This window comes from Nocardia farcinica (assembly GCF_001182745.1).
In the GTDB taxonomy this organism is placed as follows: Bacteria; Actinomycetota; Actinomycetes; order Mycobacteriales; family Mycobacteriaceae; genus Nocardia; species Nocardia farcinica.
Window position 1 is genome coordinate 2,456,078 of sequence record NZ_LN868939.1, and the last position, 14,230, is coordinate 2,470,307.

Consider the following 14,230-nt stretch of genomic DNA (forward strand, 5'->3'; position numbering starts at 1 on the left):
GCATCGCCTGTCCACTCGGCGCTCGAGCCCGAACAACTGCGCACCCGCGGACCGGCATGGTGGCAGGCCGGGACATCGGCGCGCGAGGTGATCACGGTGGTGCCCGCGTGCCGTCGAGGGGCAGGAGCCGGAGCGGTGCGAGACGGAGCAACCCCAGCGGGTCGAGGTACTCGGGCCGTCCGCGGCGGCCCGCCTCCCGCCGCAGTCCCCAGTGCAGGCACGCCGGTGCGTGGCACCCGGGGTGGCCGGCCTCGAGCGTCCCGAGCACCGTGCCGCGCGTGACCCGGTGCCCGACCGTGACCGCGGGCTGCACCGGCTCGTAGGTGGTGCGCAGCCCGCCGGGATGATCGACCGAGACCACGCGCTTGCCCGCCACCGTTCCGGCGAACACCACGATGCCGTCTCCGGCGGCCAGCACCGGCTGACCGGGCATCCCGGCGAGATCGACCCCGCGGTGCCCCGGCAGCCAGTCCCGCTCGGGCTTGTCGAAACGCCGTTCGATCTGTGGCCGAGGCCGCAACGGCCACCCGAACGCACCCCGCGCCGCGGCGACCGAAGGCACATCGGCAGGCGCTTCGCGCGTCACGGGGGCCGCGCTCGCCGGGGCCGATCCGGTCGACACCGTGGCCACACCGCTCGGCAACAGCAGCGCCAGGACCAGCAGTCCACCGAAGACCGATGCCCGCACCGCATGCCGCGCGCCCCCGCGGATCGTCGCTCCGGGAGGGGCGGAAACCAGTCCTCCGGTCACGACGGTCCCCCGGAGGTCCTCATCGGCACCACCGAAACCACCCCGACTCCGATCGCCGACCCGGTCGGCAGCGGTGCGATCCGCCGCCACGCGCGCCCGGGCGGCTCGATGAGTCGGCAGGCCGCCCCGGTGATCCCGGGCTGCTCGCACACCACCGGCGAACCGGTGCCGGACGGGAGCTCCGCGCGGCCGGGCGGCGCGCCGCTCCCGGTCGGCACCGGCGGCGCGAAGAGGCTGGTGAACAGCGCGGACGCGAAGAACAGCGGCACCAGCATGGTCATGGTGACGGAGAAGCGAGACATGCCGTCGAGCCTGCCGCCGCGTTCCGTCCGCCGGTACCGTCGAACCGGCGATTGGGGATGACGGACGGCCTGGGGACAGACCCGATTTAGCTGGTGGGCCGCACAGACCGTAGACTGGTCGAGCGGTTCGTGCCCGGCATGGACCGACTTCGCGCGCCACCCGTGCTTGTTCGAAGCGGCGCCGTTCGTGAATCCGAGCCCACATCTCGTGTCCTCGCTTCGCGCGGCCCGCACGGACAGGGAATCGCCGGCTGGTCCCGATCACCGATCGGGTCCGACGATTCGGCGGCGCCAGGGCAGATGGTCGCCGACCACCTGCGTCAACCGGCAACGAAAGAGAGATACGGGAGCCATGGCTGTCGTAACCATGAAGCAGCTGCTCGACAGCGGCGCACACTTCGGACACCAGACCCGGCGCTGGAACCCGAAGATGAAGCGGTTCATCTTCACCGACCGCAACGGCATCTACATCATCGACCTGCAGCAGACGCTGACCTACATCGACAAGGCGTACGAGTTCGTCAAGGAGACGGTCGCCCACGGTGGCACCGTGCTCTTCGTCGGTACCAAGAAGCAGGCGCAGGAGTCGATCGCGGCCGAGGCCACCCGCGTGGGCATGCCCTACGTGAACCAGCGGTGGCTGGGCGGCATGCTCACCAACTTCTCCACCGTGCACAAGCGCCTGCAGCGCCTCAAGGAGCTCGAGGCGATGGAGCAGACCGGTGGCTTCGAGGGTCGCACCAAGAAGGAAATCCTCATGCTCACGCGTGAGATGAACAAGCTGGAGCGCACCCTCGGCGGTATCCGCGACATGCAGAAGGTGCCCTCGGCCATCTGGGTCGTCGACACCAACAAGGAGCACATCGCCGTCGGCGAGGCGCGCAAGCTGAACATCCCGGTCATCGCGATCCTGGACACCAACTGCGACCCCGACCTGGTCGACTACCCGATCCCGGGCAACGACGACGCCATCCGTTCGGCCGCGCTGCTGACCAAGGTCGTCGCCTCCGCGGTGGCCGAGGGCGTGCAGGCCCGCGCGGGCCTGGCCTCCGGCGACGCCAAGCCCGAGGCGGGCGCGGGCGAGCCGCTGGCCGAGTGGGAGCAGGAGCTGCTGGCGCAGGCGAACCCGAACGCGGAGGGCTCGGCCGAGGCCGCGCCCGCTGCCGCGACCGAGGAAGCCCCGGCCGCGCAGACCCCGGCCGACTTCTGAGTCGTTCGGAGCCGTTCGTTCACCTTGCCGACCCTTCTGCGTTCAGGAGCGGTCGGCAAGGTGGTTTTCCCACCCCGACCTAGACACTGAGGAGGCTCGCCACCGATGGCGAACTACACCGCTGCCGATGTGAAGCGGCTCCGCGAGCTCACCGGCTCCGGAATGATGGACTGCAAGAACGCGCTGGCCGAGACCGACGGCGACTTCGACAAGGCCGTCGAGCTGCTGCGCATCAAGGGCGCCAAGGACGTGGGCAAGCGCGCCGAGCGCACCACCGCCGAGGGCCTGGTCGCCGCCAAGGACGGCGTGATGATCGAGATCAACTCCGAGACCGACTTCGTCGCCAAGAACGACGAGTTCCAGGCGCTCGCGAACCAGATCGTCACCGCCGCCGCGGCCGCCAAGACCGCCGACCTGGACAGCCTCAAGGCGCTGGACCTGGGCGACGGCCGTACCGCCGACGCCGCCCTGCAGGAGCTGGCCGCCAAGATCGGCGAGAAGCTCGAGCTGCGCCGCGTGGTGTCGCTCGACGGCCCGGTCGCCACCTACCTGCACAAGCGTGCCTCCGACCTGCCGCCCGCCGTCGGCGTGCTGGTGGAGTACCAGGGTGCGGGCGACGCCGCGGCCGAGGCCGCCCGTGCCGCCGCCATGCAGGTCGCCGCGCTCAAGGCCAAGTACGTGACCCGCGACGAGGTCCCCGCCGACATCGTGGAGAACGAGCGCCGCATCGCCGAGCAGACCGCTCGGGAGGAGGGCAAGCCCGAGGCCGCCCTGCCCAAGATCACCGAGGGCCGCGTCAACGGCTTCTTCAAGGACGTCGTCCTGCTGGAGCAGCCGTCGGTGACCGACAACAAGAAGACCGTCAAGCAGCAGCTGGACGAGGCCGGTGTCACCGTCACCCGCTTCGCCCGCTTCGAGGTCGGCCAGGCCTGACCCCGAGCTCAGGCAGGCCCCCCGCGTGACAACGGCGTCGTGCGGGGGGCCTGTTGCTTTGTCCGGGTGCCGAATCACGCGATCGATATTCCGGGGCGCGGATCGGACATATCGCGCCGTACGGCGGAGAATTGCCGCCTTTTCCGGGGGTCTGACGCATCGCGGTCACTCGGGTAAGGCAGGATGAGGAGGCTTTGTTGGGCGGCTTGCGAGCCTGCCGGAAGGTCACCGACCGATGGCTCACACCAGGTGGGCAGACCCCGATCACCGAAGGAGAAGAGCACCGATGACGGACCCGGGTACCGACCGTCCAGGATATCGCCGGGTACTTCTCAAACTGGGTGGTGAAATGTTCGGCGGCGGCAAGGTCGGACTCGATCCCGACGTCGTCGAAACGGTCGCCGAGCAGATCGCCGAGGTGGTCGCCGGCGGGGTGCAGGTGGCCGTGGTGATCGGCGGCGGCAACTTCTTCCGCGGCGCCGAACTCGAGGAACGCGGTATGGAGCGGGCCCGCTCGGACTACATGGGCATGCTCGGCACCGTCATGAACAGCCTTGCGCTGCAAGACTTCCTGCAGAAGCAAGGGGTGGACACCCGGGTGCAGACGGCCATCACGATGGGTCAGGTGGCCGAGCCGTATCTGCCGTTGCGCGCCAAGCGGCACCTGGAGAAGGGCCGCGTGGTGATCTTCGGCGCGGGCATGGGCATGCCGTACTTCTCCACCGACACCACCGCCGCGCAGCGCGCCCTCGAGATCGGGGCCGACGTGGTGCTGATGGCCAAGGCGGTGGACGGTGTGTTCGACGCCGATCCGCGCGTGGTGCAGACCGCCACGATGTACACCGAGATCACCCACAAAGAGGTGATCGAGCGCGGCCTCAAGGTCGCCGATGCGACGGCCTTCAGTCTGTGTATGGACAACCAGATGCCCATCCTGGTGTTCAATTTGTTGACGAAGGGCAATATCGCCCGAGCGGTCGCCGGTGAGAAGATCGGCACATTGGTTCGTTCCTGAGCCCGCGACTTGCGGATCATGACGATGACGACGCTGTGGAGGAAATGGTCGTGATTGAAGAAGCGCTCTTCGACGCCGAGGAGAAGATGGAGAAGGCCGTCTCGGTGGCGAAGGACGATCTCGGGACCATCCGGACCGGCCGCGCGAATCCGGGCATGTTCGCCCGGGTGGTCGTGGACTACTACGGATCGCCCACGCCGGTCACCCAGATGTCCAGCATCACCGTGCCCGAACCGCGGATGGTGGTGATCAAGCCGTACGAGGCGGGGCAGCTCGGCGCGATCGAGACCGCGATCCGCAACTCCGATCTCGGCGTGAATCCCACCAACAACGGTGACATCCTGCGCATCACCATCCCGCAGCTCACCGAGGAGCGTCGCCGCGAGCTGGTCAAGCAGGCCAAGGGCAAGGGCGAGGACGCGAAGGTCGCCATCCGCAATGTCCGTCGCAAGGCGATGGACGAGCTGGCCCGCATCCAGAAGGATGGCGAGGCGGGCGAGGACGAGGTCGGGCGCGCCGAGAAGGAACTCGACAAGACCACCGCCAAATACGTGAGCCAGATCGACGAACTGGTCAAGCACAAGGAAGCCGAACTCCTCGAGGTCTGAGGCCAGATCCGAGGGCCCGCCCGGGCGGGGGACGAACGGAACGACGAGTGAGCGACGGGACAATCGTGGCCGAGAAAGCCGCCGCCGAAGGTGCGGCCGACGAGCCGATGCCGGCGAACGGCACACCTGAAACGATCCACGCGCACCAGGGCGATCCCGCGCCCGCGGCCACCAAATCCCGGGCGGGCCGTGACCTGCCCGCCGCGCTCGCCGTCGGCTTCGGTCTCGGGCTCTCGCTCATCGCGATTCTGCTGTTCGCGCCGCTGGTCTTCATCCCGTTCGCGGCCACCGGGATCGGTGTCGCGACCTGGGAGGTGGCCAAGCGGCTGCGTGAGGCCGACGTCCTGGTGCCGCGCATTCCGCTGATCGTCGGCGGGCAGGCCGTGTTCTGGGCGGGCTGGCCCTTCGGCGCGGAGGGCGTGGTGGCCGCTTTCGCCGCGACCGCGCTGAGCTGCATGGTGTGGCGACTGTTCGACCACGGGCTGCGCACCGCGCCACGGAACTTCCTGCGCGACACCGCCATCACGGTCTTCACCCTCGCCTGGATCCCGCTGCTGGCCGCCTTCGCGACGCTGCTGCTGCTCGAGGAGGACGGCAACCTGCGGGTGCTGACCTTCATGATCCTGGTGGTCTGCTCCGACGTCGGTGGATACGTCGCCGGCGTGCTGTTCGGCAGGCATCCGATGGTGCCCTCGATCAGCCCGAAGAAGTCCTGGGAGGGCTTCTGTGGGTCGCTGGTGTTCAGCGTCATCGGCGGCCTGCTGACCGTCACCCTGCTGTTGCAGGCGAATTCGATGATCGGCGTGGTGCTGGGCGTCGGCCTGGTGCTGGTGGCCACCGTGGGCGACCTCATCGAATCCCAGATCAAGCGGGAACTCGGCATCAAGGACATGGGCACGCTGCTGCCCGGCCACGGCGGCATCATGGACCGGCTCGACTCGATGCTGCCCTCGGCGTTCGTCGCGTGGCTGGTGCTCAGCACCCTGATCTGAGCGGCGCGGGGCCGCGACATCCGGGGAAATCCCGGCGGCCGGTGCGGCGATCGGCCATGATCGAGCCATGGCCGCGAATCCCGAATACGATCCCGACGCGAGCGGGCGGGATGTGCCGCCCGTCGTCGGGGAGACCACCACGCGCTCCATCTCCTCCAAGACCGGCTACACCTGGGTCGGGTTGGTGGCGGGCACGCTGATCCTGGTCGTGCTGTTGATCTTCATCCTGCAGAATCTCGACACCGTCGAGGTGCAGCTGTTCTTCTGGGAGTTCAACCTCCCGCTCGGGGTGGCGGTGCTGCTGTCGGTGATCGGCGGCGCGCTGGTGATGGCGCTGGTCGGCGGCGTGCGGATTCTCCAGTTGCGGCGCGCCGCCAAGCACTGATTCCGGGCGGCTGCACGGCACCCGGGCGGAGATGGGACACTGGAAGCACTATGACGGTCTCCCTCCCCCTGGTTTTCGACGCTCCGCGCCGTGGCATGCCGCCCCGGCACCTCGCCGACCTCGATGCCGAGCAGCGGCGCGCGGCGGTCGCCGAGCTCGGGCTGCCGAAATTCCGGGCCGACCAGATCGCCCGCCAGTACTACGGGCGGCTGGAGGCCGATCCGGCGCGGATGACCGATCTGCCTGCCCCGGTCCGCGAGCAGATCGGCGCGGCGCTGTTCCCGCGCCTGCTGGACGTGGTCAAGCACGTGGCCTGCGACGACGGCCGCACCCGCAAGACGCTGTGGCGGGCCGGTGACGGCACGTTGCTGGAGAGCGTGCTCATGCGCTACGCCGACCGCAACACCCTGTGCATCTCCAGCCAGGCCGGCTGCGGCATGGCCTGCCCCTTCTGTGCCACCGGTCAGGGTGGGCTGAACCGCAACCTGTCCACCGCCGAGATCGTCGACCAGGTGCGCGCGGCCGCGGCCGCCCTGCGCGACGGTGCGGTCGCGGGCGGGCCGGGCCGGCTGTCCAACATCGTGTTCATGGGCATGGGCGAGCCGCTGGCGAACTACAAGCGCGTGGTCGCCGCGGTGCGCCGCATCACCGCACCCGCTCCCGACGGGCTCGGCATCTCCCAGCGCAACGTCGTCGTCTCCACCGTCGGCTTGGCCCCCGCCATCCGCAAGCTGGCCGACGAGGGGCTCTCGGTCACCCTCGCGGTCTCCCTGCACACCCCCGACGACGAGCTGCGCGACACCCTGGTGCCGGTGAACAACCGCTGGCCCGTCGCCGAGGTGCTCGACGCCGCCCGCTACTACGCCGACACGACCGGCCGCCGGGTGTCGGTCGAGTACGCGCTCATCCGCGACATCAACGATCAGCCCTGGCGCGCCGACATGCTCGGTGCGAAGCTGCACAAGGCGCTGGGCTCGCGGGTGCACGTCAACGTGATCCCGCTCAACCCGACTCCGGGCAGCAAGTGGGATGCCAGCCCGAAGCCGGTCGAGCGGGAATTCGTGCGCCGTGTCAACGAGCAGGGCGTGCCGTGCACGGTGCGCGACACGCGCGGCCAGGAGATCGCCGCGGCGTGCGGACAGCTCGCCGCCGAGAACTGACCCGACGACGCGCCACCGCCGGGTCAGGGCAGCCGCCGCGGGGTCAGGGAATCAGCACGGTTCGACCCACCGCGGTCCTGGTCTCGATCGCGGCGTGCGCGCCGGCCGCCTGATCCAACGGAAAGGTCTGGCCGACAACGACTTCCAGGTGTCCTTCGGCGGCCATCCGGAGGGCCTCGGCGCCGAGCGCACGCCAGTCGGGTTTGCCAGCCTGCAGATCGAACAGGCCGACGACCTCGACACCGCGGGCGCGGGCGGCCGCGGCGTGCGCGCCGGCGAACTCGCCGGAGGCGGAGCCGTAGCCGAGGAACCGGCCGCCGTCGGCGGTGACGGCCAGGGCGCCATCGCCGAGCGCGCCGCCCACCCCGTCGAACACCACGTGGAAGCCGGAGCCACCGGTGGCGGCGCGGGCGTGCTCGGCCCAGTCGGGTTCGCTGTAGTCGATGCTCAGGTGGGCGCCGAGGCGGTGGGCGAGCTCGAGTTTGGCCGCGCCGCGCGCCGCCGCCACCACCTTCGCCCCCGCCCGATGTGCCAGCTGGGTCAGCAGGGTGCCGAGACCGCCCGCCGCCGCGGTGACGAGCACCAGGTCACCGGGCTGTACGGTGGCGCGATCGAACGCGGCCAGGGCGGTGCGGCCGTCGTGGACGAGCGCGACCGCCCGGTCGATGTCCAGGCCCGCCGGCACCGCGAGCAGGGTCTGCTCCGTGACGAGCGCACGCTCGGCGTAGCCGCCGGTCGGCACCCCGCCACCGATACCGCTGGCCGCGGTCGGCCCGACCACCCGCGCGCCCAGCCACGCGGTGTCCACCCCGGGACCGACGGCCCGCACGGTGCCACCGACGCCGCCGCCGGGGACATAGGGCGGCCGTACCGGGAAGAAATCGGTGCCCCAGCCGGACCGCAACCGGGTGTCGAGGAACATCACGTCGGCCGCCGCGACCTCGATCAAAACCTCGCCGGTCGCGGGTACGGGATCGGGTAGCTCGCGGACGGCGAGCACCTCGGGTCCGCCGAATCGGGTTGCCTGCACGGCACGCATGGTGTCTTCTCGGGATCGGGGTCGGTGACACCACCAGCCTGTAACCTCGAGCGAGGTTCAGGTCAAGATCGGCGTTCCGGCGCGGTGCCGAAGCGGTTCTTGGCCGGGCGGTTGGTGGCCGCGCGGTGCTCGGCCCGCTTGGCCTTGATGCGCTCGTTCTCGCGCTGCACCTGCGCGTAGTTCTCGCGCTCCCGGATCAGCCATTCCGGCGGATCGGCCAGCAGCGCGGCGATCTCGTCGGCGGTGAGGGCGTCGGAGACCTCGGCGCGGGCCAGGCCACTGTTGGAGACGCCGAGCTTGCGGGCGGTGACGTCGCGCGGGAACGGGCCGGTGCGGCGCAGTTCGGTGAGCCAGGCCGGGGGATCGGTGCGCAGCCGTTCCAGCTCGGCCCGCGAAATGGGGGAGTTGCGGAACTCCTCGGGCGCGGCCGGAAGGTAGATGCCGAGCTTGTTCGCCGCCGTCAGCGGCTTCATCATCTGCGATTTCTGCTCCGGACTCACCGCAACAGCCTAGCGGGCGGCGGGGGCCGCTCCCGCGCCGCCCGTGCAATACGCTGGCTGGAATGAGCCGGTACGCCTCGATCGATCCCACCCGCTTGCGCTGGTTCGCGGAGGTCGCCGAACAGCTGCACTTCACGCGCGCGGCCAAGACGCTCGGGATCGCGCGGCAACGGCTCAGCGCCACCGTCATCGAGCTGGAGAACGAACTCGGGGTGCGGCTGTTCGTGCCCGGGGCACAGCCCACGCAGTTGACCGAGGACGGCGCGGACCTGCTTCGGGCCGCCCGCGAAATCCTGTCCACGCCAGCGGAATCCGAGCCGGCGGCCCGCACGCCGGAACGGTTGCGGGTGGGCTTCGTGCCGGGTGTGACGGTGTCGAAGTGGGAGCGGATCTGGGGCGAGCGGTTCCCGGACACCCCGCTCGAGACCGTGCCGATCGCCGCCGCCGAACAGCGCGGGGCGCTCGACGACGGCCGGGTCGACATGTGCTTCGTGCGCCAGCCGATCGAGCGTGACGGGCTCGGCGTGATCCCGCTCTATCGTGAGCTGCCGGTGGTGGTCGTGCCGAAGGAGCACGAGATCTCGCTGTTCGACGAGGTGAGCGTGGCGGATCTGGCGGGCGAGCGGCTCCAGGACGCCGCGGACATCGACCAGGCCGCGGTCGTGCTCGAGATGGTCGCCGCCGGTGTCGGGCCCGCCATCGTGCCGCATTCCATCGCCCGGCTGCACGCGCGCCGTGACCTGGTGTATCGGACCGTGACCGATCATCCCGACACCGAGATCGCGCTGGCCTGGCCGAGCGAGCGGACCACCGTGCTGGTGGAGGAGTTCATCGGCGTGGTGCGCGGACGATCGGCCCGGAGTTCACGCGGACCCTCGGGACCGGCAGCGAACGCGAAATCCACGGGAAAACAGGCCGCGGGAAAACAGGCCACGGGCAAACAGGCCGCGGGAAAAAAGGCCACGGGGAAGAAGGGTGCGGGAAAGAAGAGTGCGGCGACGGGCGCCGAGAAGGCCGCGTCGCCGCGCGCGGGTGCCCGGCGCGGAAGCGCCGGGCGGCGGGGCCGCTGAGCGGCGACTAGCGCGGCTTGCGGCGGTAGATCCAGTCGTAACCGATGATCGCGAAGATCGCCAGGGCGAAGCCGACCAGGAAGATGTTCTCGATGTTGCCGTGGTGGTTGCCGATGATCATCGCCAGCAGGATCAGCGCGACGATGATGCCCGCGGCCTTGAAGGTGCGGGGCGCCTCGCCGCTCCAGCCCCATTCGGCCGAGGGGACCTCGGCGGTGTCCACGTGAGTGACGACGGCGCGCTCGGTGTGGGCGGGTTCGATGTCCGTGGCGGCCACGATCGCTCCTTTGTCGGGTACCGAAGGGACGGTACGCAGTCGGCTTGCTGCCGCATATCGTGACATACGACGCCGCGTCGTTGGAAGTCGGCCCCGGCCGTGCGCCCGCCGTCGCGGTGTCCGGGCATGCGCCACAATGACGGGGTGTCCGACATCGTGAGAGTCCTGCTGCTGGGCAGCACCGGATCCATTGGTACCCAGGCGCTGGAGGTCATCGCGGCCAACCCCGACAAGTTCGAGGTGGTCGGGTTGGCCGCGCGCGGCGGCAATCCGGCCCTGCTCGCCGAGCAGATGGCCGCCACCGGCACCCGCAATGTCGCGGTGGCCGATCCGGCGGCGGGCGCGGCGTTGGACATCGAGCTGGCCGGGCCGCACGCCGTGACCGAACTGGTGCGCCGCACCGAGGCGGACGTGGTGCTCAACGCGCTGGTCGGTTCGCTCGGCCTGGAACCCACCCTCGCGACGCTGACAGCGGGCACCCGGCTCGCCCTGGCCAACAAGGAATCACTGGTCGCGGGCGGGTCGCTGGTGACCCGCGCGGCCGCCCCCGGCCAGATCGTGCCGGTCGACTCCGAGCACTCGGCGCTGGCGCAGTGCCTGCGCGGCGGCCGCGCCGACGAGGTGGACCGGCTGGTCCTCACCGCCTCCGGCGGCCCCTTCCGCGGCTGGACCGCCCAGATGCTGGAGTCGGTGAATCCCGAGGCGGCGAAGGCGCACCCGACCTGGTCGATGGGGCTGATGAACACGCTGAACTCGGCGTCGCTGGTGAACAAGGGGCTCGAACTCATCGAGACCCACCTGCTGTTCGGTATTCCGTACGACCGCATCGACGTCACGGTGCACCCGCAGTCGATCGTGCACTCGATGGTCACCTTCGTGGACGGCTCGACGCTGGCCCAGGCCAGCCCGCCGGACATGAAGCTGCCCATCGCGCTCGCGCTCGGCTGGCCGGACCGGGTGCCCGGCGCGGCCGTGGCCTGCGATTTCAGCACCGCCTCGACCTGGACCTTCGAGCCGGTCGACACCGAGGTGTTCCCGGCCGTCGAGCTGGCCAGGCAGGCCGGGCAGGCGGGCGGCAGCGTCACCGCGGTGTACAACGCCGCCAACGAGGTCGCGGTGCAGGCGTTCCTGGACGGGCGGATCCGCTTTCCCGAGATCGTGCGCACGGTCGCCCGGGCGGTGGAGGCGGCCGACCGGTGGCGCGCCGAACCGGAGACGGTCGAGGACGTGCTGGCCGCCGACCGCTGGGCCCGGGGTCGGGCCGCCGAACTCGTCGGAGCGTGAGGGAATCGGCGCGCCGACCGGGCCCGCCCTGGCAGACTGGGTGAGGGCCGGGGGAGCGGACCGATAGTGTGGTCGGGTGCTCGCGGCCGTACGGCGCGCGTGCGCGGAATGTCGACGAGCTGCGCAACGCAGGAGGGCTGGAGAGCTAATGGTGTTCGCCGTCGGGTTCGTGCTGTTCGCACTCGGCATCCTCATCTCGGTGGCATTGCACGAATGCGGGCACATGTGGGCGGCGCAGGCCACCGGCATGCGGGTTCGCCGCTACTTCATCGGTTTCGGGCCGACGCTGTGGTCGTTCCGCCGGGGTGAGACCGAGTACGGCCTCAAGGCGATTCCGCTCGGCGGCTTCTGCGACATCGCGGGCATGACGGCGCTGGACGAGGTGCGGCCCGAGGAACTGGACCGGGCCATGTACCGCCAGGCCACCTGGAAGCGCCTGGTCGTGATGGTCGGCGGCATCGTGATGAACTTCCTGCTCGGCTTCCTGCTGATCGTGGTGCTCGCGATCGGCTGGGGCCTGCCCAACCTCGACGAACCCGCCCCTGTCGTCGGCCAGATGCAATGCGTCGCGGACCAGAATCCCGACCGCAGCCAGCAGCAGTGCACCGGCGCCGGACCCGCCGAGCAGGGCGGCCTTCGCCCGGGCGATCGGGTGACCGCGGTCAACGGCGTCGCGGTGAGCACCTGGGCGGAATTCACCGAGCAGACCCGCAAGCAGCAGGGGCCGATCGCCTACACCGTGGACCGCGGCGGGCAGACGGTCCAGGTGACGGTCACCCCGCAGCGGGTGCTGCGCTACGCGACCGACGGCTCCTCCGCGCAGGTCAGCGCGATCGGCATCACGCTGGACGCACCGCCCGCGGTCATCGAGTACAGCCCGGTCTCGGCGATCCCGGCGTCCGTCGCGTTCACCGGCGACTTGTTCGTGCGCACCTTCGAGGCGCTGGCCCAGATGCCCGCCAAGGTGGCCGCGCTGTGGGAGGCCGTGACCGGCGGCGAGCGCGACCCGGAGACCCCGGTCAGCATCTACGGCGCCAGCCGCATCGGCGGCGAGAGCGTGGAGGCCGGCCTGTGGGAGGTGTTCGTGCTCCTGCTGGCCAGCCTGAACTTCTTCCTCGGCGCCTTCAACATCCTGCCGTTGCTGCCGCTGGACGGCGGGCACATCGCCGTCGTGCTCTACGAGAAGGTGCGCAACACCGTGCGCGGCTGGCGCGGGCTCGCCCCGGGCGGCCCGGTCGACTACCTCAAGCTGCTCCCGCTCACCTACGCGATGGTCGCGATCGGCGGCGCGTACATGGTGCTCACCCTGGCCGCCGACATCGTCAACCCGATTCGCCTGGCGCCCTGAGTTCGCTCGCGCGGAGTACCCTGTCGCCCGTACCGGCGGACGCCGCCACGGCGGTGCTGTGGCTTCGACCTCACCTGGTGAGGCGGGCTCCGCCGGTGACTAAGCTCGGAAGCGAACGGCCCGCACGAACGTAGGAAAGTAGGCAGCCGACAGTGACCAGCACCATCGGATTGGGGATGCCGACCGCTCCGGCGGCCGTTCTCGCCCCCCGCCGCAAGACCCGCCAGCTGATGGTGGGCTCGGTCGGCGTGGGCAGCGATCACCCGGTCTCCGTGCAGTCCATGACCACCACCAAGACCCACGACGTCAACGCCACGCTGCAGCAGATCGCGCAGCTCACCGCGTCCGGCTGTGACATCGTGCGGGTGGCGTGCCCGCGTCAGGAAGACGCCGACGCGCTGGCGACGATCGCGAAGAAGAGCCAGATCCCGGTCATCGCCGACATCCACTTCCAGCCGCGCTACATCTTCGCCGCGATCGATGCCGGGTGTGCCGCGGTGCGCGTGAATCCCGGCAACATCAAGGAATTCGACGGCCGGGTCAAAGAGGTCGCCAAGGCGGCGGGCGCCGCGGGCATTCCGATCCGGATCGGCGTGAACGCCGGATCGCTGGACAAGCGGATGCTGGAGAAGTACGGCAAGGCCACCCCGGAGGCGCTGGTGGAATCGGCGCTGTGGGAGGCGAGCCTGTTCGAGGAGCACGGTTTCGGCGACATCAAGATCTCGGTCAAGCACAACGACCCGGTGATCATGGTGGAGGCCTACCGGCAGCTGGCCGCGCAGTGCGATTACCCGCTGCACCTGGGCGTCACCGAGGCGGGTCCGGCGTTCCAGGGCACCATCAAGTCGGCGGTGGCCTTCGGAGCGCTGCTGAGCGAGGGCATCGGTGACACCATCCGGGTCTCGCTGTCGGCGCCGCCGGTCGAAGAGGTCAAGGTCGGCACGCAGATCCTGCAGTCGCTGAATTTGCGCCCGCGCAAGCTCGAGATCGTGTCCTGCCCGTCGTGCGGCCGTGCCCAGGTCGATGTCTACACCCTCGCCAACGAGGTGACCGCGGGGCTGGAGGGCATGGAGGTGCCGCTGCGGGTGGCCGTGATGGGGTGCGTGGTGAACGGCCCGGGCGAGGCGCGTGAGGCCGATCTGGGCGTGGCCTCCGGCAACGGCAAGGGCCAGATCTTCGTCAAGGGCCAGGTGATCAAGACCGTGCCCGAGCACCAGATCGTGGAGACGCTGATCGAAGAGGCGATGCGGATCGCCGAGGAGATGGGCGAGCAGGCCGGCTCCGGCGAGCCGGTCGTCACCGTGAGCTGACCTGGTCTTTCCCACGAGTTGTACCGCGTCGGTCCGGTTCGTGGCA

Annotated in this window: 16 protein-coding genes; 11 read left to right on the forward strand and 5 right to left on the reverse strand. The window is 70.2% G+C overall.

All coding sequences use genetic code 11. The annotated features are described in order from the left end of the window. Positions 1 to 91 precede the first annotated feature (91 nt). Together AMO33_RS28075 and AMO33_RS28080 are read right to left on the reverse strand one after the other, a co-directional pair. The gene (locus tag AMO33_RS28075) at positions 92 to 688 is read right to left on the reverse strand and encodes a murein hydrolase activator EnvC family protein (protein ID WP_060594845.1); all 597 of its coding nucleotides are present in this window, start codon (positions 686 to 688) and stop codon (positions 92 to 94) included. A 59-nt stretch (positions 689 to 747) separates the two neighbouring features. Next, complete coding sequence (locus AMO33_RS28080) at positions 748 to 1,053, reverse strand: hypothetical protein (protein ID WP_062954124.1); 306 nt, start codon at positions 1,051 to 1,053, stop codon at positions 748 to 750. Positions 1,054 to 1,405: 352 nt separating this feature from the next. On the opposite strand from AMO33_RS28080, the gene rpsB reads away from it, so the two are divergent. The 7 genes from rpsB (at position 1,406) to rlmN (ending at position 7,356) form a co-directional block, all read left to right on the forward strand. Beyond that, positions 1,406 to 2,263, forward strand: a complete 858-nt coding sequence (gene rpsB / locus AMO33_RS28085; RefSeq protein ID WP_011210665.1) for a 30S ribosomal protein S2 — start codon at positions 1,406 to 1,408, stop codon at positions 2,261 to 2,263. Between the two features lie 105 nt (positions 2,264 to 2,368). Beyond that, positions 2,369 to 3,196, forward strand: a complete 828-nt coding sequence (gene tsf / locus AMO33_RS28090) for a translation elongation factor Ts (RefSeq protein WP_011210664.1) — start codon at positions 2,369 to 2,371, stop codon at positions 3,194 to 3,196. A 286-nt stretch (positions 3,197 to 3,482) separates the two neighbouring features. Further along, positions 3,483 to 4,211, forward strand: a complete 729-nt coding sequence (gene pyrH / locus AMO33_RS28095; RefSeq protein ID WP_011210663.1) for a UMP kinase — start codon at positions 3,483 to 3,485, stop codon at positions 4,209 to 4,211. Between the two features lie 50 nt (positions 4,212 to 4,261). Beyond that, positions 4,262 to 4,819, forward strand: a complete 558-nt coding sequence (gene frr, locus AMO33_RS28100; protein ID WP_011210662.1) for a ribosome recycling factor — start codon at positions 4,262 to 4,264, stop codon at positions 4,817 to 4,819. A gap of 107 nt (positions 4,820 to 4,926) precedes the next feature. Next, the gene (locus AMO33_RS28105) at positions 4,927 to 5,811 is read left to right on the forward strand and encodes a phosphatidate cytidylyltransferase (protein WP_011210661.1); all 885 of its coding nucleotides are present in this window, start codon (positions 4,927 to 4,929) and stop codon (positions 5,809 to 5,811) included. A gap of 67 nt (positions 5,812 to 5,878) precedes the next feature. Continuing rightward, the gene (locus AMO33_RS28110) at positions 5,879 to 6,196 is read left to right on the forward strand and encodes a LapA family protein (RefSeq protein WP_011210660.1); all 318 of its coding nucleotides are present in this window, start codon (positions 5,879 to 5,881) and stop codon (positions 6,194 to 6,196) included. A 50-nt stretch (positions 6,197 to 6,246) separates the two neighbouring features. Then, positions 6,247 to 7,356, forward strand: a complete 1,110-nt coding sequence (gene rlmN, locus AMO33_RS28115) for a 23S rRNA (adenine(2503)-C(2))-methyltransferase RlmN (protein WP_011210659.1) — start codon at positions 6,247 to 6,249, stop codon at positions 7,354 to 7,356. 43 nt (positions 7,357 to 7,399) lie between these two features. Here rlmN and AMO33_RS28120 read toward each other — a convergent pair whose 3' ends face one another. Together AMO33_RS28120 and AMO33_RS28125 are read right to left on the reverse strand one after the other, a co-directional pair. Continuing rightward, positions 7,400 to 8,395, reverse strand: coding sequence for a zinc-binding dehydrogenase (locus AMO33_RS28120; protein WP_060594847.1), 996 nt, complete (start codon positions 8,393 to 8,395; stop codon positions 7,400 to 7,402). Positions 8,396 to 8,457: 62 nt separating this feature from the next. Continuing rightward, a complete protein-coding gene (locus AMO33_RS28125) occupies positions 8,458 to 8,895 on the reverse strand; it encodes a DUF5997 family protein (protein ID WP_060594848.1) in 438 nt (145 codons plus the stop codon). Between the two features lie 62 nt (positions 8,896 to 8,957). Here AMO33_RS28125 and AMO33_RS28130 point away from each other — a divergent pair, with 62 nt between their 5' ends. Then, a complete protein-coding gene (locus AMO33_RS28130; RefSeq protein ID WP_060594849.1) occupies positions 8,958 to 9,965 on the forward strand; it encodes a LysR family transcriptional regulator in 1,008 nt (335 codons plus the stop codon). A 7-nt stretch (positions 9,966 to 9,972) separates the two neighbouring features. Here AMO33_RS28130 and AMO33_RS28135 read toward each other — a convergent pair whose 3' ends face one another. After that, on the reverse strand, positions 9,973 to 10,242 hold the full coding sequence (locus AMO33_RS28135) for a DUF2631 domain-containing protein (RefSeq protein WP_011210655.1): 270 nt from the start codon (positions 10,240 to 10,242) through the stop codon (positions 9,973 to 9,975). Positions 10,243 to 10,368: 126 nt separating this feature from the next. Between AMO33_RS28135 and dxr the strand changes: the two genes are divergently transcribed. The 3 genes from dxr (at position 10,369) to ispG (ending at position 14,184) form a co-directional block, all read left to right on the forward strand. After that, positions 10,369 to 11,526, forward strand: coding sequence for a 1-deoxy-D-xylulose-5-phosphate reductoisomerase (dxr, locus tag AMO33_RS28140; RefSeq protein ID WP_060594850.1), 1,158 nt, complete (start codon positions 10,369 to 10,371; stop codon positions 11,524 to 11,526). Between the two features lie 148 nt (positions 11,527 to 11,674). Continuing rightward, a complete protein-coding gene (locus AMO33_RS28145; RefSeq protein WP_011210653.1) occupies positions 11,675 to 12,874 on the forward strand; it encodes a M50 family metallopeptidase in 1,200 nt (399 codons plus the stop codon). Between the two features lie 152 nt (positions 12,875 to 13,026). Further along, positions 13,027 to 14,184: a flavodoxin-dependent (E)-4-hydroxy-3-methylbut-2-enyl-diphosphate synthase gene (gene ispG / locus AMO33_RS28150; RefSeq protein ID WP_011210652.1), complete on the forward strand. Its 1,158-nt coding sequence runs from the start codon at positions 13,027 to 13,029 to the stop codon at positions 14,182 to 14,184. The last annotated feature ends 46 nt before the right edge of the window (positions 14,185 to 14,230 follow it).